Annotated in this window: 17 protein-coding genes; 12 read left to right on the forward strand and 5 right to left on the reverse strand. The window is 38.2% G+C overall.

The window, feature by feature from the left end:
• Positions 1-111: 111 nt before the first annotated feature.
• Entirely contained in the window at positions 112-714 is a 603-nt protein-coding gene (locus AC23ME_RS00830; protein ID WP_487725854.1) for a thioredoxin family protein, read from the reverse strand.
• Positions 715-812: 98 nt separating this feature from the next.
• Between AC23ME_RS00830 and AC23ME_RS00835 the strand changes: the two genes are divergently transcribed.
• From AC23ME_RS00835 to AC23ME_RS00855, 5 genes are all read left to right on the forward strand, one after another.
• Complete coding sequence (locus AC23ME_RS00835; protein WP_487725855.1) at positions 813-3272, forward strand: TonB-dependent receptor; 2460 nt, start codon at positions 813-815, stop codon at positions 3270-3272.
• Positions 3273-3501: 229 nt separating this feature from the next.
• On the forward strand, positions 3502-5925 hold the full coding sequence (locus AC23ME_RS00840; protein WP_487725856.1) for a TonB-dependent receptor: 2424 nt from the start codon (positions 3502-3504) through the stop codon (positions 5923-5925).
• A gap of 23 nt (positions 5926-5948) precedes the next feature.
• Positions 5949-6503, forward strand: a complete 555-nt coding sequence (locus tag AC23ME_RS00845; protein WP_487725857.1) for an NUDIX domain-containing protein — start codon at positions 5949-5951, stop codon at positions 6501-6503.
• Positions 6503-7207, forward strand: a complete 705-nt coding sequence (locus tag AC23ME_RS00850) for a family 16 glycosylhydrolase (RefSeq protein ID WP_487725858.1) — start codon at positions 6503-6505, stop codon at positions 7205-7207. The genes AC23ME_RS00845 and AC23ME_RS00850 overlap by 1 nt, the downstream gene beginning before the upstream one ends.
• 1 nt (position 7208) lies before the next feature.
• Positions 7209-7943, forward strand: coding sequence for a lysophospholipid acyltransferase family protein (locus AC23ME_RS00855; protein WP_487725859.1), 735 nt, complete (start codon positions 7209-7211; stop codon positions 7941-7943).
• Positions 7944-8077: 134 nt separating this feature from the next.
• On the opposite strand, the gene AC23ME_RS00860 is transcribed toward AC23ME_RS00855, so the two are convergent.
• Positions 8078-8824, reverse strand: a complete 747-nt coding sequence (locus tag AC23ME_RS00860) for a LytR/AlgR family response regulator transcription factor (protein ID WP_487725860.1) — start codon at positions 8822-8824, stop codon at positions 8078-8080.
• On the reverse strand, positions 8821-9858 hold the full coding sequence (locus tag AC23ME_RS00865; RefSeq protein ID WP_487725861.1) for a sensor histidine kinase: 1038 nt from the start codon (positions 9856-9858) through the stop codon (positions 8821-8823). The genes AC23ME_RS00860 and AC23ME_RS00865 overlap by 4 nt, the downstream gene beginning before the upstream one ends.
• A gap of 243 nt (positions 9859-10101) precedes the next feature.
• On the opposite strand from AC23ME_RS00865, the gene AC23ME_RS00870 reads away from it, so the two are divergent.
• The 3 genes from AC23ME_RS00870 to AC23ME_RS00880 all read left to right on the forward strand — a co-directional run bounded on the left by AC23ME_RS00870 (position 10102) and on the right by AC23ME_RS00880 (position 12095).
• Positions 10102-10275 (forward strand): hypothetical protein, encoded by a 174-nt coding sequence (locus AC23ME_RS00870; protein ID WP_487725862.1) that lies wholly within the window; start codon positions 10102-10104, stop codon positions 10273-10275.
• Between the two features lie 2 nt (positions 10276-10277).
• Positions 10278-11186, forward strand: coding sequence for an ABC transporter ATP-binding protein (locus tag AC23ME_RS00875; protein WP_487725863.1), 909 nt, complete (start codon positions 10278-10280; stop codon positions 11184-11186).
• 111 nt (positions 11187-11297) lie between these two features.
• The gene (locus AC23ME_RS00880; RefSeq protein WP_487725864.1) at positions 11298-12095 is read left to right on the forward strand and encodes an ABC transporter permease; all 798 of its coding nucleotides are present in this window, start codon (positions 11298-11300) and stop codon (positions 12093-12095) included.
• A gap of 59 nt (positions 12096-12154) precedes the next feature.
• On the opposite strand, the gene AC23ME_RS00885 is transcribed toward AC23ME_RS00880, so the two are convergent.
• Positions 12155-13513, reverse strand: coding sequence for a M20/M25/M40 family metallo-hydrolase (locus AC23ME_RS00885; protein ID WP_487725865.1), 1359 nt, complete (start codon positions 13511-13513; stop codon positions 12155-12157).
• A 98-nt stretch (positions 13514-13611) separates the two neighbouring features.
• Here AC23ME_RS00885 and AC23ME_RS00890 point away from each other — a divergent pair, with 98 nt between their 5' ends.
• Positions 13612-15192: a M28 family metallopeptidase gene (locus tag AC23ME_RS00890; protein WP_487725866.1), complete on the forward strand. Its 1581-nt coding sequence runs from the start codon at positions 13612-13614 to the stop codon at positions 15190-15192.
• Positions 15193-15250: 58 nt separating this feature from the next.
• Here the strand turns inward: AC23ME_RS00890 and AC23ME_RS00895 are convergent, their stop codons facing one another.
• On the reverse strand, positions 15251-15478 hold the full coding sequence (locus AC23ME_RS00895) for a response regulator transcription factor (RefSeq protein ID WP_487725867.1): 228 nt from the start codon (positions 15476-15478) through the stop codon (positions 15251-15253).
• Positions 15479-15636: 158 nt separating this feature from the next.
• Between AC23ME_RS00895 and AC23ME_RS00900 the strand changes: the two genes are divergently transcribed.
• The 3 genes from AC23ME_RS00900 to AC23ME_RS00910 all read left to right on the forward strand — a co-directional run bounded on the left by AC23ME_RS00900 (position 15637) and on the right by AC23ME_RS00910 (position 18312).
• Entirely contained in the window at positions 15637-16173 is a 537-nt protein-coding gene (locus AC23ME_RS00900) for a hypothetical protein (RefSeq protein WP_487725868.1), read from the forward strand.
• 614 nt (positions 16174-16787) lie between these two features.
• A complete protein-coding gene (locus AC23ME_RS00905; RefSeq protein ID WP_487725869.1) occupies positions 16788-17588 on the forward strand; it encodes a sensor histidine kinase in 801 nt (266 codons plus the stop codon).
• A 58-nt stretch (positions 17589-17646) separates the two neighbouring features.
• The gene (locus AC23ME_RS00910; protein ID WP_487725870.1) at positions 17647-18312 is read left to right on the forward strand and encodes a response regulator; all 666 of its coding nucleotides are present in this window, start codon (positions 17647-17649) and stop codon (positions 18310-18312) included.
• Positions 18313-18333 lie beyond the last annotated feature (21 nt).

The following is an 18333-nucleotide window of genomic DNA, read 5'->3' on the forward strand; positions in this document are numbered from 1 at the left end:
CTTATAAGTTAGTAAGCTCAAGTTAGTGATTTTTATGGCTTGCGCAAACACACCAATCAATTGTAACGACATCGATAAGAACGACATTACTCTATGCAGATTTTAGCCAGCTTACTTTAGCTGTTTCAACAATTGATTTAACTCTTGTTGAGTTGTAGCAGTTTTGTCTTTTGCGTACCAAGAATGAAGTTTTTCTGCTAACTCGGGCATTACTACTCCTTCATTTTTCCACTCCAACATCAAATTGTGCAAAGCGATTGGTCTTGGTCCCCATTTAGGTAACACCAAATTTCCAGCTTCATCTAAAACCAATAATACGGGGATTGCTCTTCCACCATTGGTTAGGTGAGCATCGATTAACGGGAGGTTTTTGTCTCTTAAAGTCAGTTTCAATTCGAATTTATCAGCCGCTGCTGAAGCAATTTTATTGAAAACAGGTACAATTTGAGCTGCATCACCACACCAGCCTTCAGTAATAATTAAAAAGCGATACTTGCCTTGAATTTGTTGTAAGGTCGAGATGATTTCTTCGGTTAAAACAGTAGTTTTATCAACTCTGTTCATACGTTGCACATTCATTTTGGTGTAGTGCAGCATATCTTCCGAATTATCTGGACCGGTAGTTTTGCCGTTGGCTAAAAGTTCATCCACTAAGTTTCTGTAGCTAGGATAGTCTAGCGCCTCTTTATCAAAAATATTACTGTAATTGAGCATAAAATAGCTGTAATAAAATGGTTACTCCCTTCTTTTAATTCTTTTATTGAGCGAGATTTGCCCCCTCATTAAAATTACATTAAACTCACCGAATTTAAATGGATAGGATTAAGTGCAAAGTTCTTTTATTAGTCGCTTTTATTTGTATTGCAACTGTAAAAATTTATGCCCAAACGGGTAATACAGGAAAAATTAGCGGCCGAATTGTAGATGCCCAAACCAATGAGACCATACCTTACGCTTCTGCTGTACTTACCGACAGAAAAACTAAAGCGCAAGTTAGAATAGTACAGACTGATTTAGACGGAAATTTTAGTATCCCCAACCTAGCCAATGGCGTATATACTTTTAAAGCTAGCTATGTAGGTTACCAAACAATGGTAAGAGATTCTATCTCGATTACTGGAGCTCTGAAAAGCATCAACTTGGGCACTATTAAAATGAAAACTGGCAAAGGCAACATCTTAAATGAAGTGACCGTTACCGCCCAAAGGCCAACCATGCAGTTAGGTATTGATAAGAAGGTTTTCTCGGTAGATCAAAGTGTTGTAAGTGAAGGTGGTTCTGCTACAGACGTATTACAAAACGTACCTTCTATACAAACAGATATGAATGGTGGTGTTTCTCTGAGAGGTTCTAACGCAAGAGTTCTGATCGATGGAAAGCAATCGTTGATTGGAGGTGGAGATGTAGCGCAAATCTTAGCTTCCATTCCTGCCAGTTCTATCGAAACAATTGAAGTGATCACCAATCCTTCTTCAAAATATGATGCTGAGGGACAAACGGGTATCATCAACATTGTTTTAAAGAAAAACAAGAAGTTAGGTTTAAACGGTAATGTAGCCTTAACGGCAGGTAATAGAGATAATTACAATGCATCTACCAACCTCGCTTTCCAGAATAAGAACGTAAACCTTTACGCCAACTACAGCTATCGCTATGGTAACAGACCAGGCAGCGGATTTAATAACACTTCTTATAGAAACGAAGTTAACGGAATTGGATTTGTTGGTCAGCGCAATAGTTCTAACGATTTGGAGCAGGGGCACAACGTTAAATTGGGCGTAGATTATAACCTAAGTGAAAAAAGTACGGTGAGCCTTTCTGGTGGTTTTAACGCTAGAAACAGTACCGACGAAGAATTTATCTACCTGAGCAGCTTTAGCTCGAGCAACGTTTTGGTGAATGGATCTGATAGATTTAATACTAGGGACCGTAAAGGTAACAGCTATGATTTAAGCTTAGATTTTGTACAAAAACTGAAGAAAAAGGGTGAAGAATTAACCTTCAACGCAAGTTACGCAACAGGAAATAACGATACATACCAGTTATTTAATACCGATCAGTATTTGCCAACTACTGCTTACTTTTTGCAACGTACAGACAGACCTAGCGACAATAAAAACTATAACATCCAATTGGATTATACTTTACCGCTAACCGAAACATCTCGTCTAGAGGCAGGCTACAGAAGTCAGTTCCGTATTGCCAACAGCAGAACAATTGCAGATTCATTAATTAACAATGTGTACGAATTTAGCCGTGCCTTAAGTAATGATTTTAATAGCGATGATTATGTGCATGCGATTTATGTGAACTATCAAAATCAGATTAAAAACTTTGGTTACCAAGTTGGTTTAAGGGGTGAAGATGCGGCTTTAGAAACTGAGATGGGTGCTTACGATGCCAACAGAAACATTAGCTATACGCCGGGAAGAGTAGCTTACACTCGTTTGTATCCAAGTGTTTTCTTAACCCAGAAATTGAAGAATGAGCAGCAGCTTCAATTAAGCTACAGTCGTCGTGTTAACCGGCCAAGAGGTTGGGATACCAACCCTTTCTTAGACGTTTCTGACCCGATTAACTACCGTCAGGGTAATGTGAATTTGATGCCAGAAGATGTTCACGCATTTGAATTTAGCTACAGCAGATTTTTCAATAAATTCTCTTTGGTATCATCGGTTTACTTCCGTCAAACAAATGATGTGATACAACGTATTAGGGAAGAAATTGGTAACGGTATCAACTTAACTACGCCTCGAAATCTTACCAGTGCAAAAAATAGCGGGGTTGAATTAATTGGAAAGTTCGACATTTCAAAAAAATGGAATTTAACATCGAACTTTAACCTATTCCACAGAAAAATTGAAGGTGTGGCAGAATTTGGCACCTCGGATGTTGATGGAATGGCTTACAACGCTAACATCACCAACAACATCACATTACCAGCAAATATCACCTTACAGTTAAGAGCCGATTACCGTTCGAGCGAAGTAACTGCGCAAGGAACTTTCAAAGCTATGTACGGATTTGATGCCGGTGCAAAAATGGATTTGATGAACAAGAAAGCAAGTTTAAGTTTCAACATCAGAAACTTGTTCAATGCCCGTAAATTCCAAATGGAGTTCCAAAACACAGGTTCTACTATCGACTTCAGTAGAATGAGAGCAGGAAACATGGGTTCATTAACTTTCTCTTACCGTTTTGGTAAAACCGATTTTAGCCAGCGTAAAAAGAAAGCGCCAGAAACGCCAAGATCTGACGAGGAGACGTTTTAAACGAAATTTAACCTAATTTAAAAAAATGTAAAAACCCTTAAGAAAATTAAACCTTAAGGGTTTTTTGTTGTCCAAATGCTTAATCGGCTAATTTTTAAAATACGAAACCTAAAGTTTAGATATTGATTACATCGCTAACTGCAATAATTTTAGCAATGAATATAATTGAATTTGATACTGTTTCTTAATATATTAGCGTAACCAAACACATGATTTAGCAAACTAGACGTTGAAAAATTTACTTGCCTTTGTAACCGTAATCCTATTTTTTTTTCCTTTTTTAGCAAGCTCGCAAACGGCAAATAAAGGTGCTATTAGAGGTAAGGTTGTGGAGGAAGTTGGTGGCTTGCCAATTCCTTACGCAGTAGTTTCGGTAACGGAAAGCAATTCAGAATCGCCAACAGCAACTTTCCAGACAGACGAAAATGGCTACTTCAAGTTTCAAAACCTTAAATTAGGGAGTTATAAAGTGAAGGTTAGTTTTGTCGGTTTTAGCCAGGTAGTGGTGAACGACATCTACGTTAGCGCATCAGAAGCTGAAAAAAACATAGGTACCATTAAGCTCGGTCAATCTCAAAACAGTTTATCGGAAGTAGTAATTACTGGTGAAAAGCCTCTAATTGAAAGCGATGGCGATATGATTACCTACAATGTTGGTGCTAGCATACATGCCGAAGGAAGTTCTGCCGTGGATATTTTAAAAGATGTGCCAATGGTAGAAGTAGACATTGATGGTAAGCCAACCATCTCTGGCATGAGAAGCACTCGTGTTTTTATCAATGGTCGCCCTTCTGATTACATGACCTCCAACATTGCTGATTTGCTGAACGTACTGCCATCAGATGCAGTAGAAAAGATTGAAGTGATGACTAATCCGCCAGCAAAATATTCTGCTGATGGCGAGGGTATCATCAACATCGTTTTACGAAAAGATTTTAAGGTTGGTTTTAATGGCAACGTAGGTATTGGGGCAGGTTTGCAAGGCAACAAAAATGCTAACGCTAACGCGTCTTACAAAGGCAAAAATTACAGCATTAACGGTGGTGGTTCTATTAGATCTAGTATTGGAAAAGGGTATAACGAAAATTTTAGAACCAATGTTTTCCCAGACACCACTTACTACTATAACCAGTACAATAATAGCGAGAGCGACAATGGAGGTACCAATGTCCGAGTAGGCTTCGATTGGGATATCAACAAAAAACAAAACCTAAAAACCTCTGCAAGTTATGCGGAAAACCACAATGAAGGGCTCACCACCAACAACTTCTATTATATTACCGAAGAACTTACCGAGAGGAGGTTAAGAAACCAATTAAACGGTTCTAATGGTGATAATAAAACACTGGTTTTTAGTGCAGATTACAGTTATAGAATTGATACTTCTGGCAACACGCTTTCGATGGGTTTAACATTAAACACTAATAGCAATTACTCGTTCAGGAATTTTGACAGAAGCTATATTTTTCCAACAAATCTATCGCCATCATTACAACAAAACAACAACGACATTGGCAATAACGGGCTAAATTTTAACCTAGATTATGAGAAACCGTTGTTTAACAAGAGAGATCGCATAGAAGTTGGCGTAGCTGTTGGCATACGCGAAAACCAAAGTGATTTATTGGTAGAAAACTACAATTTCAAAAATAATGTATTCAACAAGAACGATAAGTTAAGCAGCGATTTCATCTATAACGAAAAGATATATGCAGCTTACGGTTCATACAATTATAGAAAAGACGGCTGGACGGTAAGAGGGGCTATGAGAGCAGAATATACCAACGTAGATTTTGATCTGAATACTGCGCAAAGCTACGCTGTAAATCCATACTTCAGCATGTTTCCATCCCTATCGGTAAGCAAATTCATCAAAAAGAAATATAACGTGGGACTTAGCTATGGCGTTAGGGTAAACAGGCCTAGAGAAAACACGCTGAACCCACAAGTAAACAACGCCGATACTTTAAACATCTCTTACGGAAACCCAAACCTATCGCCTTCGTATACACACCAGATTGCATTAAACATGGGGATGTACGGAAGAGATTGGTCATTTAACCCACGCATTACTTATTCAAGGGCTACTGGCGTGATAGAAAGATACAGGTTTGTGCATCCTAACGGGGTTTCGGAGTCTACGTTCGATAATGTGGGCAGCAACTACTACATTTCATATATCCTAATTGGTAATTACAGACCTACGAAGAAAACATCTTTCAATGGTAATTTCACGTTGATACAAAGCAATTACAAATCTGCCATGAACCAATCGTTAAATCGTGGTGGTTGGAGTATAAGATCTCGGATTGGTATGTCGCTACAGATTAGTAATAGAACCGCAGCAGAAGGAAGTTTAAATTACGCCAATAATTTGGTGGCGCAGGGCAGAAATAGAAGTTCGATGAATACCACCATAGGCATCAGGCAAAACTTCTTGAAGAATAGATTATCTGCAAGAATTTCTGCGAACGATCCGTTTAGAGGTCGTCATAGCTATTCTTTTAACGAGGGCACCAATTTTTTTGCTGATTCTTTTAGTAGAAACAACACCAATAACTTCAATTTGAATATCAATTACAGATTTACACGAATTAAAACCAACAAGGTTACGGTACCGCCAGCACCAAAAGTGGTAACCAAAGCTAATTAGGATTTTGTGTATATTGCCTGCCTATGAGCAGCGAAAACCCTTGGCAAACCCTTAGCAGCGAAGAAAAATACAGTAACAATTGGATAAAGGTTACCGAACATCAGGTGATTAATCCTTCTGGCGGCAAAGGAATTTATGGCGAAGTACATTTCAAGAACATTGCCATAGGCGTGCTTCCATTAGATGGAGAACAAAATACCTGGCTGGTTGGGCAATATCGTTTTCCGCTAAAGGCTTACAGTTGGGAAATTCCAGAAGGTGGTGGGCCATTAGGCATCGACCCAGAGTTAAGTGCAAAAAGAGAGTTAGTTGAAGAAACAGGCTTGGTTGCCAACAAGCTCACGGAAATACAGCGCATGCATCTTTCCAATTCTGTGAGTGATGAATTAGCAATTATTTATCTTGCCCAAGAGTTAACGCAGGGCGAAGCCCAACCTGAGGAAACAGAAGAGCTTGAAATTATAAAAGTGCCCTTTGCAAAGGCTTACCAAATGGTAATGGATGGTGAAATTACTGACAGCATGAGCGTGGCTGCAATTTTGAAAGTACAACTGTTGCTAGAGAAAGGATCAATATAGTGCGCTTTTGCTATGTTTTAGTACTCATTTTACTACTCCTTTCATGTAAAACACAACGTGAAGCAAGACAGAAAACTACCTTTGAAGAAAACTTCAGCAATGGTTACCACGAACATTGGCAGGCAGAAAATCATACTTTCGAGAATAACCTAGCTCACTTCTCAGAGTACAATGTTTCATCACAGCAGAACCAAATTATTTTAACGCTTGACAATAAAAAGCATCACGAAAAAGCTTACACCGCAGCCGAACTTCGTACCAAAAAGATGTTTCTTTACGGCCGCTTCGAAGCGCAGCTAAAAGCATCTGATGCCATGGGCTGTATCACGGCATTTTTTCTTTACCGACCAAATGCAGCTCATAACACCGAAATAGATTTCGAAATTAGCGGAAAATACCCAAAGGTAATTACAACAAACCATTGGGTAGACAGACGGTCGCACGACAAGGAAACACCCCTAGATTTTGACAGCACGAAAGACTTCCATACTTATGTGATTCACTGGAAACCAAATAGTATAGTTTGGGAAATAGATGGAAAGGTAATCCATAGCACCACTACTGCTGTACCCAATAAACCAATGCAGGTAATCTTTAACTTATGGGCTACCAAATCTGAAAATTGGGCAGGTAGTATAAAAGACGCAAAACTTCCTACCTTTGCGTACGTAAATTCGTTTAAATACACACCTTATAAAAAATAAAATGAGCAAACTTATTGGCTATATCTTAACTCCAATATTTTATCTGTCTTTCGGTTTATTCCTAGTTATTTTTCACCCCATACAGTGGATTTGCTATAAAGCTTTCGGTTACTCGGCACATAAATGGTCGGTAGATGTGCTCAACTTTTTCCTTACTTATTCTCAAATTACCTTGCTTAATAGCGTAAGTTTTAAGAACAGCCAAAAATTGCCAACAGATAGACCAATTATTTTTGTGGCCAACCACCAAAGTATGTACGATATTCCGAGCTTAATTTGGTTTTTACGCAAACATCATCCAAAGTTTATCTCGAAAATTGAGCTCACCAAAGGGATACCTTCTATTTCGTTTAACTTGAAATATGGTGGTGGTGCTAATATTGATAGGAAAGATAGCAAACAGTCTATAGGCGAAATCATCAAATTAGGTCGACGAATGAACGAAAATAACTGGAGTACGGTAATTTTCGCGGAAGGTACACGAGCTAAAGATGGCAAAATGAAGCCTTTTCAAGTAGGTGGTATCGCAACTTTGTTGAAAATCGTGCCTACTGCGATTATTGTTCCCGTAGCTATAGAAAACTCTTGGAAAATTGTTCGTAATGGAACTTACCCATTAAATGCGCTGCTACCTTTAAAGTGGACGGTGTTAGCGCCAATAGAAAGGGGCGATAAAAATCCAGAAGAGTTGGTTTTGCAGGCGGAGAATGCGATTAAGCAGCAGATTGGACAGTAATATTTATTCCAACTCGTGATATTTACTAGCTCAAAAGTATCGTCATTGCGAGGCACGAAGCAATCTTACAACTATAAATAGGCAATAAATCGAATAAAGCTTCTAGTAAAAACCGATAAATATCCCGATTCTCCTTAAACGTTCTTTGCGTCAATTAACTTGAAAAAAGCATCTCTGTAAGTATCTCCTACTGGGATAGTTTTGCCAGCAATCGCAATTCGGCTGCGCTCTATGCTTTCAATTTTATCTACTGCGATAATGTAAGATTTATGCACTCTGATGAATTCGCCTTTTGGCAAGGTTTCTTCCATCTTTTTCATATTTTGCAGGGTAATTACACGCTCGTTTTTGGTAAAGATGGAAATGTAGTCCTTCAATCCTTCGATGTACAGAATGTCATCTAGCTCAATTTTTTGAATTTTATGCTCCGTTTTTACGAAAATAAAATCTTGTATAGGCGAAGTGGCAGGTGTAGCTACAGGCTCTGGAGTTGGTGCAGCAGCGACAGTTCCGTTATCTTGCTTTTGATGTTGATTACGAACCTTCTCTACAGCTTTGTAGAACCTGTCGAAAGCGATTGGCTTCAAAAGATAGTCGGAAACATTTAAATCGTAGCTTTCTAATGCGTACTGCGAATATGCCGTAGTTAAAATGTAACTCGCTTTGTTTCCGGCAATTTTTAAAAACTGAATACCCGTTAATTCTGGCATCTGAATATCTAAAAACACGAGATCGATGTTACCTTCTTGCACCAATTGCATGGCTTCGATAGCACTTTCGGTACGTTTAACCAGTTCTAAAAATGGAACTTTCGCTACATAATCAGCAATAATATCAAGCGCTAAAGGCTCATCATCTACGGCAATACATTTTAAAATCATAAATCAAGCATTAGTTCTGTGGTGTAGTGGTCTGACGTATTTACAATATTTAGTTTATACCTATCGGGATAAAGTAATTGCAGCCTTCGTTCTACGTTGTTTAGGCCAACTCCGCCAATGGCATCTTTATTGGCTGTATTTTTTTTATTGCTTACACTAAAATGCAAAATCTTTTGGTTAGCAATGATGTTTATTTTAATTGGGTCTTCCTTATCGTTTGCTACACCGTGTTTAAAGGCATTTTCTACAAAGGAAATTAAAATTAATGGTACAATTTTTTGTCCGTCTATTACGCCGTTGATACTAATTTCTACCGCAGCACCGTCTTTAAAACGCAGTTTTTGTAGTTCTACATAACTTTCTACGTAATGCACTTCTTTATCTAAGCTTACCCAGCTATCATTACTCTCGTAAATCATGTAGCGCATCATCTCCGAAAGCTTTAAAATTGCGTCGGCAGTTTTATCAGATTTTTGGTAGGCTAAAGAATAGATGTTGTTTAGCGAGTTAAATAGAAAGTGTGGATTTAGCTGAGATTTTAGGAACTGCAGCTCCATATCTTTCTTCTCGCTTTCTAAATTGCGTTGGATACGCTCATTTGAGAACCAATCTACAGCGAATTTGATGATACAGCTGGAAACTAAAAAGAAGCCTGCTATAAAAATAACACTGATAATGTAATTGGTCATTGAGATGTTTTGAACCTTGCCGTCATCTGTAGTGTACTGCAACACATACTCGGGATTGAACATGGCAACCCCAACTTTAATGCCTACACTTACAACGATTAAAAGAACAAAGCACACCACATACCATAGGTACTGCTTCCTCTTTTTGATAAGTTCTGGAATTAGAACAATGTAGTTGATGTAGAAAACGGCTACGTTAATAGCGCCAAAAACCACATAATCTAATATATACTCCTTTATAGAATGTGTTTTTGTAGAAAAAATAAGGGAAGCGGCAACCAATGCGCCAATAATTCCCCAGAATATGATGTTTAATATTAATGATGCCCTGCTGCTATTCTTCATAAAATTTGTAGAAACATAATTATCTAAACTACCTATAAGCCTATTTGCAAACAAGCACTTTCGACCAACTGGCATTTTTTTTCTACGAAAGGGCAATTTAGCCGATTTATTCGACAAACTGGCATTTTAGCCGTTTATCTAGGATTTTTTGCACTTGGTCTAAAACATTTTCACAGGTTTTTAAGAATTATTCTATTTGTTCAACGAAAACGAAAAGAGTATTAAACCTTAAATATTACAAACATGAAAAAGTTAACCAACGTATCGCCTTTCTTACTTTTATTAGTACCTGTATTTGTGGTAATGTTATTTGCTTTTACTACTAACGGCAACAATAACACTGGCGAAGAAGGCTTAGTGAAAACTACCTCTAAAACTACTTCTATTGTTAAGGCTGCAACTGTAATTTTAAAATAAGGATGAGCAGATTTGCCATAGAAACCGTAGGGCTTAACCATCATTTTGGTTCGCAAGCTGTAGTAAAAGATCTATCGTTACAAGTACCTAAAGGCAGCATTTATGGCTTTTTAGGTCCGAATGGTGCGGGTAAAACTACTACCATTAAAATTTTGCTGAACTTGCTACAGTCGCCAGCTGATACCGTTTTTATCTTTGGCAGAGAACTCAACAACAACCGTACTACTTGTTTAAAGCAAATGGGTGCTTTGGTAGAACAACCAGCCATTTACGCCCACCTTACAGGAAAAGAAAACCTTATCAATAGATGCATCCTTTTAGGGATAAACAAAAATAAAGCAAGCGAAATGTTGGCATTGGTAGGCTTAAGCGATGCTGCCAACAAGAAAGCTGGCAAATACTCGCTAGGTATGAAACAGCGCTTGGGTATTGCTTTGGCTTTAATTGGCGATCCAGAATTACTCTTGCTCGACGAACCTACCAACGGCTTAGATCCTAACGGGATTATCGAAATAAGAAACTTGATGATTGAACTGACTAGCAAGCATGGCAAAACGATTTTGGTTTCTAGCCATTTACTGGCAGAGATAGAAAGAACAGCTACCCATGTGGGTATCATTAACAAAGGGGCACTTCTTTTTCAAGGAACCATAAACGAGCTGCACGATTTGAGCAAGCCATCTATCAAAATAGAGGTAGACGATCATGCTGCTGCAGTTAATATTTTGAGCAGCAATGGCGCAGAAATTCTGAGCGAAGAAGCTTGCCGTATCCATATCAATTATACTGGCAAAGCCGAAATGGGCAATTACAATAGTCTTTTGGTGAAAAATGGAGTTACCGTTTACAGCATTGGCACCGAAAAGAAAGATTTAGAGAATTTGTTCTTGGATATTACCTCGAAGGGATAATGACCAATACACAATATCCAATTACCAAATAGTCAAAATTCAATATCCAACTGCCATTTCAATTAAACAACCCAAAAGTTTAAACGATTAACCAAACCCAACAAACACATTATGCGATCTTTATACATATCATTTATCTCCGAGTTTTATAAATCTCGTAAAACATTAGCTTTTTGGGCTGCCATTATACTTCCATTAGTTATTTGCGGACTAATTGCTTTTGGCTATTACACTAGCTCGGCTAAAATCTTAAAATATAACTATCCAGGCATGATGTTGTGGTTTCAATACAGCAGTGCTGCGCTTGGTGTAATGGGAATGCTTATACTTCCATTTTATGTAATGTTTATGGCATTTTCTGTAAATAACATTGAACATAAAAACGATACCTGGAAAACCCTATTCTCGCAGCCGTTAAATAAGTTTTCAATCTACTCGGGCAAATACCTTTATTCAGTAGCGTTATTGCTCATTTGCGTTGTACTTTTTCCTCTTCTTACTTACGGTAGCGGATATTTATTACAAGCCCTTGTTCCAAAATACACTTTTAACGCTTACGATCCCGCGATAATACTGAGCAGATTTTACGGAAAACTATTTTTAGCATCATTGGGTATCCTCTCTATTCAATTTGTATTGAGCTTAATTTGGGGAGATTTCCTAAAACCTATGGGCATTGGCTTTATTGGAACTATTGCTGGAATTATTACTGCGAATGTTGGTTGGAAGTATGCTTTTCTGATACCTTACAGTGCACCAACTTTAGCATTAAGAGCGGCTAGCGGCACCAAAAATGGCCGTCCGGAAGATCTGCCAATTTTTACACAAGAAATTTGGGTGAGTTTAGCTTATGCAGCTGTACTGTTTATTGCCGGTTATTTTATCCTTTCGAAAAGGAACATCAAATAAAGATTTTAGTTTAGTTTTAGTTAATTAGAGAAGGCGGCTGGTTACCGCCTTTTCCTTTTTTAGCGTCCCGGCTTCGGAATAACCATTAAGCTTTCATGGCCTTTTTCATCCACAGATTGCACTGCAAAAAAGTAGTTATCTTTAGAATAATTTAGCGTAGCTTGATTTTCCTTCACAAAAAATTTGCGCTCCCAAAAAGGACTAGAGGTTTCTCTCATTAAAACGTAGTAGCCATGGGGCGATTTTCCCTTTGGAGCGTCCCATTTCAAAGTTGTTTTATTGGTTAAGCCCGAAGTAATGACTATCACATTTTCTGGCTCTTGTGTAGCTAAGCCTAGGTTTGCCATCACCGACATATTCATTCTGGTTACTTTTTGCAGATAGGTATAATCTACGTACTCGGGCAAATCACCAAATTTGAAACCGTTTTCCGTTCTCACGTCCTGATGTTGGCGGTTGAAATCCTCGTTCATTTCTGTAAGCCTAACTGCTGCAAAACCTTGTTGTGAAAATGGCGTATGATCTCCACCACGTAAATATCGATCTCTTCTGTAAATCAACTTCACTTCCAACTGATCCACATATCTTTCAGCTATTTCTTTGATATAACGTGCGGCTTGTCGTGCTTTCCCGTCATTTTCCGTTCCTGCCGACTGTCTGGCCGCAGCTTGTTCTTTGGTTTCGGCAGCAGAAACTCCTTCGCTAAATACACGGACACTCTTATTGTCTTTAATATCGGTTTCCATTCCGTAAGAATTCCCTACAATATCATTGTTCATTAGTAAATGAACATTCCATCCCTCCTCTTTTGCTCTTTTGGCTAGGTTAGCAGCTCCGTATAAACCTTGCTCTTCGCCAACAAAAGCCACAAACACCAAAGTACTACTGAATTTATATTTGCTCATTACACGAGCCATTTCCATTACCGCAGCTACGCCAGAAGCATCATCATTAGCACCGGGAGCAAAATCTTTAGCATTCATCACATCGGTAACTCTCGAGTCGTAGTGACCAGAAACCATCAACATCCGTTTATCAGATGGATCTGTTCCCGGTAAGATAGCCATCACATTCTTCAAAACCACCGCTTCCTTTATCCTTCTGCCATCTGCCGGCTGGGTGAAAGTATCGTAAGACACCTGTAAACGCCCGCCGCTTGCTGCAGCATATCTTTCAAACTCACTCTTAATCCAGGTTCTTGCTGCACCAATCCCTTTAGTTTTACTAAGGGTGTCACTTAAAGTATGTCTGGTATGAAAAGAAACCATTTTCCTAACTAAAATTTCCAAATTAGCCGCAGATACTTCGTTCAGCATGGTGGCAATTTCAGGATCTTTCACTTCTGTTTTTTGAGAAAACGACGATTGAGGAAGACCAAAAGAAAGGCAAAAGAATAGCAGGAGTAAGTAATTTCTCATCTTTTTTAAACGTTGTAAAATTCTTAATAGAAAGTTACAACTATTTCTCTTTAGCTGTAAATTCACACCATATTGTTACTTAACCTAACACAACATTTATGTTAAAAAAAATTACCATTGGCGCATTAGCGTTTGCGGTTTCTTTTAGTGCTCTTGATGCATTTGCACAAGAAGCGGTAAACAACGAGGCTGTACAAAAAATTAGAAAAGAGGGATTAGAAAATTCAAAGGTAATGGACATTGCTTTCCAAATTACCGATGTGATCGGTCCTCGTTTGGCCAACTCTCCGGGCATTAAAAAAGGAAGAGACTGGGCTGTAAAATACCTTACAGACTTAGGTTTAAAGAATGCTAAGCAAGAAAGTTGGGGTAACTTTGGTAAAGGCTGGTCTGTAGAGAAATACTATGCTGCAACTACCGCTCCTTTTTACAGACCAATTATTGGTTATCCGAAGGCGTGGACGCCTGGCACAAATGGTCCAATTAAATCTGAAGTGGTTTTAATTAAAGCCGATACTGTAACCGATTTAGATAAATACAAAGGCAAATTAGCTGGCAAAATCGTGGTGATTGAGTCGGTAATGGTGCAACCATTAAAGAATTCTTATACACCAGATGTTGTTCGTCATACTGATGAGAAATTAGCTGAAATGGCAGCTGCTGAACCTGCAGCTCCAGGCCAAGGTCGTCCGGGCGGTCGTGGTGGCAACAACCAAATGGCCATGATGATGCGTATGCGTCAAAACCGAGTGGCAATTAATGAAATGTTACTTCAAGAGAAAGTGGGTTTAATTTTAACCTACGCTCGTGGTAATTATGGCACTTTCTTCACTAGCAACGGTGCTTCTTATGCTTTAGATGCTAAACCAGTTGCACCAGAGTTAGAAGTTTCAGCAGAAGATTTCTTGCACATCTTGCGTTTGTTACGTGGCGGACAAAAAGTTGAAGTTGAAGCAGAAGTGAAAACTACCTTCTACCCTCAAGATCCTAAAGGCTACAACGTAATCGCTGAAATTCCGGGTACAGACAAAAAGCTGAAAGAAGAAATTGTAATGTTGGGTGCGCACTTCGATTCGTGGCATTCTGGAACTGGCGCTACAGATAACGCTGCCGGCTCTATTGTGATGATTGAGGCAGTACGTATTTTGAAAGCTATCGGTTTTCAGCCAAAAAGAACAATTAGAATTGCACTTTGGGATGCTGAAGAACAAGGTTTACACGGTTCGAGAGGCTATGTGAAACAACATTTTGCAGACCCAACTAAAATGGAATTATTACCTGAGCACAGTAAATTAAGCGCATATTACAATTTAGACAATGGTACTGGCGCCGTTCGTGGTATTTATTTGCAAGGCAACGCTGGTGCGAGAGATATTTTCCAAGCTTGGTTAAACCCATTTGCAGATTTAGGTGCTAAAACTGTAACCATTAACAATACTGGCGGCACCGACCACCAAGCTTATGACGCAGTTGGTTTACCTGGTTTCCAGTTCATCCAAGATCCGATGGATTATAACACTCGTACGCACCACACCAATCAAGATACTTACGATAGATTAGTGGAAGATGATTTGAAAAAGTCGGCTACTATTATTGCTTCTTTTGTGTATCATACCTCAGAACGAGCAGAAAAAATCCCTCGTAAAGAGTTACCTAAGCCAGTAGCTCCGAGAAATTAAGACGTTTAACACTTAACCACATAGGCACATAGTGAAATCTATGTCTCTATGTGGTTTTTTATGCAAAAACTCTCTCCTTAAATGCCCAAACTACCAACTGGTAAGCATTTTTAAACCCCATTTTCTTCACCATATTCCTTCTGTGGGTTTCTACCGTAAGTCTACTGATGAAAAGCATATCCGCAATTTCCTTATTGCTATAGCCTAAAGATATGAGGTGTAGAACCTCAACCTCTCTGGTACTGATATTATTCTGTACGTATTCTTCATTAATTTCGATTGTCATAGCTCTTAGTTTTATCCAAAATTATTTAGAGCTAAGTGTTTTATTTCAAGAGATATTACCCTAACTTACAGGGTGTTTTTACGGTATTGACCACCTGTAAAAACGCTTTACTTTGAAGAAATAAAAAAACATTAAACTAAACCTTAAATCAACGAACTATGCAAGAAGAAAAAGAAAAAAGTTATTCCCTCAATGGGTTTACTAAGGCAGAAGCACAGACAATCATTAAAAATTACATTTCGAAAGCCTCTAGAGGGAGGGATGAAAAAATTAATGAAACAATATCGGTGTGGTTTTCTTATGAAGAGATCAAGAAATTTTACGATCAATTAGATAGTGAAGTCAAAATTTCGCGTGCAAGAGGAGATAAAAATCCAGTTGACGGCGTTCGAATTTACTTTGCAAACTATGGCAAAGATGGTGTTGAGCATGATGCAGCATATAAACATCAAAACACATTAGTGTTAGTATCTACAATTGACTTAGGTGTAATAAAAGGTCCAGATGATAAACCTTTAGTGGATTCCGAAGGGAAGCCAGTTCATAGGCATAGAGATTTATATTCCAACATCAAAAAGACAGGGCCTCTCAACAGAGGAAAATTATGTCCTCCCGAATCTGGCTGTGATTGTGATGAAATTTTAATCACAGGTAATTTTTGTAAAGAGGAAACAGAAGAAGAACCAACGGAATAGTTGTATCAAATGCGTCTTTCTGATCTTACATTTGTCGTTGAAGTATGCTGCTTCTTAACATCTCTATTTTTTCTCTGGAAAAATAGAGATGTATTTTCTAAGATAACCATTGCTTACTTAGTGTTGGTACTGTTAACGGAAACTTTGGGTACTTTATGGTCTGTTATTTACCGCCAAAATAACTCGTGGATTTATAACATTTACAGTATTTTTGAAACTGGATATATTTCTATAGGCTTTTACTACTTATTGGGAAAGAATAAGCTACTAACCTTAGCCGTTTACGCTACCTTTCTAGTAAGTTACAGCTTTGAAACTTCTTACCATGGTTTTTTTAAATATCATGCAGTTACCAACACCATTGTTTCCGTTTGTTTTGTAGTACTCAGCTTGGTATATTTTTTTAGGTTGGTAAAGCATGAAAAGGCTTTTGACCTACAATTTTACAGCCCATTTTGGTGGGCCGCAGCTGTCCTTATTTACTATTTTGGCGGCACTATGTACAATTTATTTGTTTTTTATGCCATACAGTACAATCAAAGCTTTTCTATTCTAGTTCACACCATGCTTGTACTTAACTTTTTACTATACGGAATTTGGTCTTATTCTTATATATGCAGCTATCGTCATCGGAAATTGTTGCCATCGTTATCATAGGCACCTTAATATTTTTATTGGCTCCACTATTTCTGTTGATCTATATCAGACAGTACAACCTGCGTAAAATCAAAGATGTAGAAGAGAAAAAATTGATGGCGCAGCAATTCGAATCCGAACTGCTCAAAACCCAGATAGAAGTACAAGAACAAACCATGCAGACCATCGCCAGCAACTTGCACGACAACATCGGCCAGCTACTGAGTTTAACCAATATCATCTTGGGTTCTATCAACATCAGTAATGCTGAAAAAGCGGAAGCCAAAATCAATACTTCGGTAGAGTTGGTGAATAAATCTATCAAAGAACTGCGGGAGCTCGCAAAGCTCTTACAAGGCGAACAGTTATTACAAAATGGAATTGGCTATGCTATTGAACAGGAAGTGAATTGGCTAAGAAAAACGGAAGTTTACGAAGTTACTTACGAAAATGGATTGCTGGAACAAATGAGTGCCTCGCCAAAAACCGATTTGGTGATACTGCGCTTATTTCAGGAAATTTCGAACAACATCATTAAACATGCACAAGCCTCAAAAATCATCGTACAACTTTATCAAGAAGAAAATCAGCTCTTTTTAAGCATTAAGGAAAATGGTATCGGTTTCGATTATCAGGCGGCAAAAAATAGCGGCCAAGGCTTAGGATTAAATTCAATCGAAAAAAAGGTACGGCTTATTAACGGTTCATTTGATATTCAATCGAGTTTGAATAAAGGAACTCAAATTGTGATACAGATACCTTACCCCCTAGCTACCTAATTGTTATTTAACAGCATGACTGATGGAAATATACATAAAATAATAACACTGATATAATATGAGCGATTGTAAGGAAAGCCCTTTTAGGGGTTTGGGGTTTAAAATAGCCTTAGTAGACGACCACAGCTTATTTAGATCTGGCTTGGCTAGCTTATTGAGCGAATTTGAAGAGTTGGAGATAGTTTTTGAAGCCACTAATGGTGCTGATTTACAATCTAAAATTAAGAAACACGAAGATGTACAGCTCATCTTAATGGACATCAATATGCCTGTAATGGATGGTTTTGCCACCACAAAGTGGATGAAAGAAAACTATCCGAAGGTTTACATCTTAGCCTTAAGCATGTTCGAGGATGAAAAATCTATCATCAATATGATTAAGGCTGGAGCAAACGGTTACATGCTAAAAGAGTCCAAATCATCGGAGCTGCTCATCGCTATTAAAACAATGATTGAAAAAGGCTTTTACGTCAACGAATTAGTGTCAGGACGTTTGCTGGTATCGGTTAAAAACGAAGAACAAAAAAACATCCTCACAGATAAAGAATTAACTTTCCTGCAACATTGCGCCAGCGAACTTACCTACAAAGAAATTGCTAGCTTAATGAACGTCAGCCCAAGAACGGTAGATAATTACAGAGAGTCGCTATTCGCTAAGCTCTATCTAAAATCTAGAACAGGTTTAGTAGTTTACGGCATTAAAAATAATCTGATAAAAATTTAGTTGTTTAATTGGTTAACTGTT

This window comes from Pedobacter sp. T50_32 (assembly GCF_057652195.1).

Coding starts and splice junctions, on each gene's coding strand:
- AC23ME_RS00890 (WP_487725866.1), top strand. CDS start 13,612: ATGTTAAAAAAAATTACCATTGGCGCATTAGCGTTTGCGGTTTCTTTT.
- AC23ME_RS00900 (WP_487725868.1), top strand. CDS start 15,637: ATGCAAGAAGAAAAAGAAAAAAGTTATTCCCTCAATGGGTTTACTAAG.
- AC23ME_RS00885 (WP_487725865.1), bottom strand. CDS start 13,513: ATGAGAAATTACTTACTCCTGCTATTCTTTTGCCTTTCTTTTGGTCTT.
- AC23ME_RS00905 (WP_487725869.1), top strand. CDS start 16,788: ATGCAGCTATCGTCATCGGAAATTGTTGCCATCGTTATCATAGGCACC.
- AC23ME_RS00830 (WP_487725854.1), bottom strand. CDS start 714: ATGCTCAATTACAGTAATATTTTTGATAAAGAGGCGCTAGACTATCCT.
- AC23ME_RS00865 (WP_487725861.1), bottom strand. CDS start 9,858: ATGAAGAATAGCAGCAGGGCATCATTAATATTAAACATCATATTCTGG.
- AC23ME_RS00870 (WP_487725862.1), top strand. CDS start 10,102: ATGAAAAAGTTAACCAACGTATCGCCTTTCTTACTTTTATTAGTACCT.
- AC23ME_RS00895 (WP_487725867.1), bottom strand. CDS start 15,478: ATGACAATCGAAATTAATGAAGAATACGTACAGAATAATATCAGTACC.
- AC23ME_RS00845 (WP_487725857.1), top strand. CDS start 5,949: ATGAGCAGCGAAAACCCTTGGCAAACCCTTAGCAGCGAAGAAAAATAC.
- AC23ME_RS00875 (WP_487725863.1), top strand. CDS start 10,278: ATGAGCAGATTTGCCATAGAAACCGTAGGGCTTAACCATCATTTTGGT.
- AC23ME_RS00910 (WP_487725870.1), top strand. CDS start 17,647: ATGAGCGATTGTAAGGAAAGCCCTTTTAGGGGTTTGGGGTTTAAAATA.
- AC23ME_RS00860 (WP_487725860.1), bottom strand. CDS start 8,824: ATGATTTTAAAATGTATTGCCGTAGATGATGAGCCTTTAGCGCTTGAT.
- AC23ME_RS00880 (WP_487725864.1), top strand. CDS start 11,298: ATGCGATCTTTATACATATCATTTATCTCCGAGTTTTATAAATCTCGT.
- AC23ME_RS00835 (WP_487725855.1), top strand. CDS start 813: ATGGATAGGATTAAGTGCAAAGTTCTTTTATTAGTCGCTTTTATTTGT.
- AC23ME_RS00855 (WP_487725859.1), top strand. CDS start 7,209: ATGAGCAAACTTATTGGCTATATCTTAACTCCAATATTTTATCTGTCT.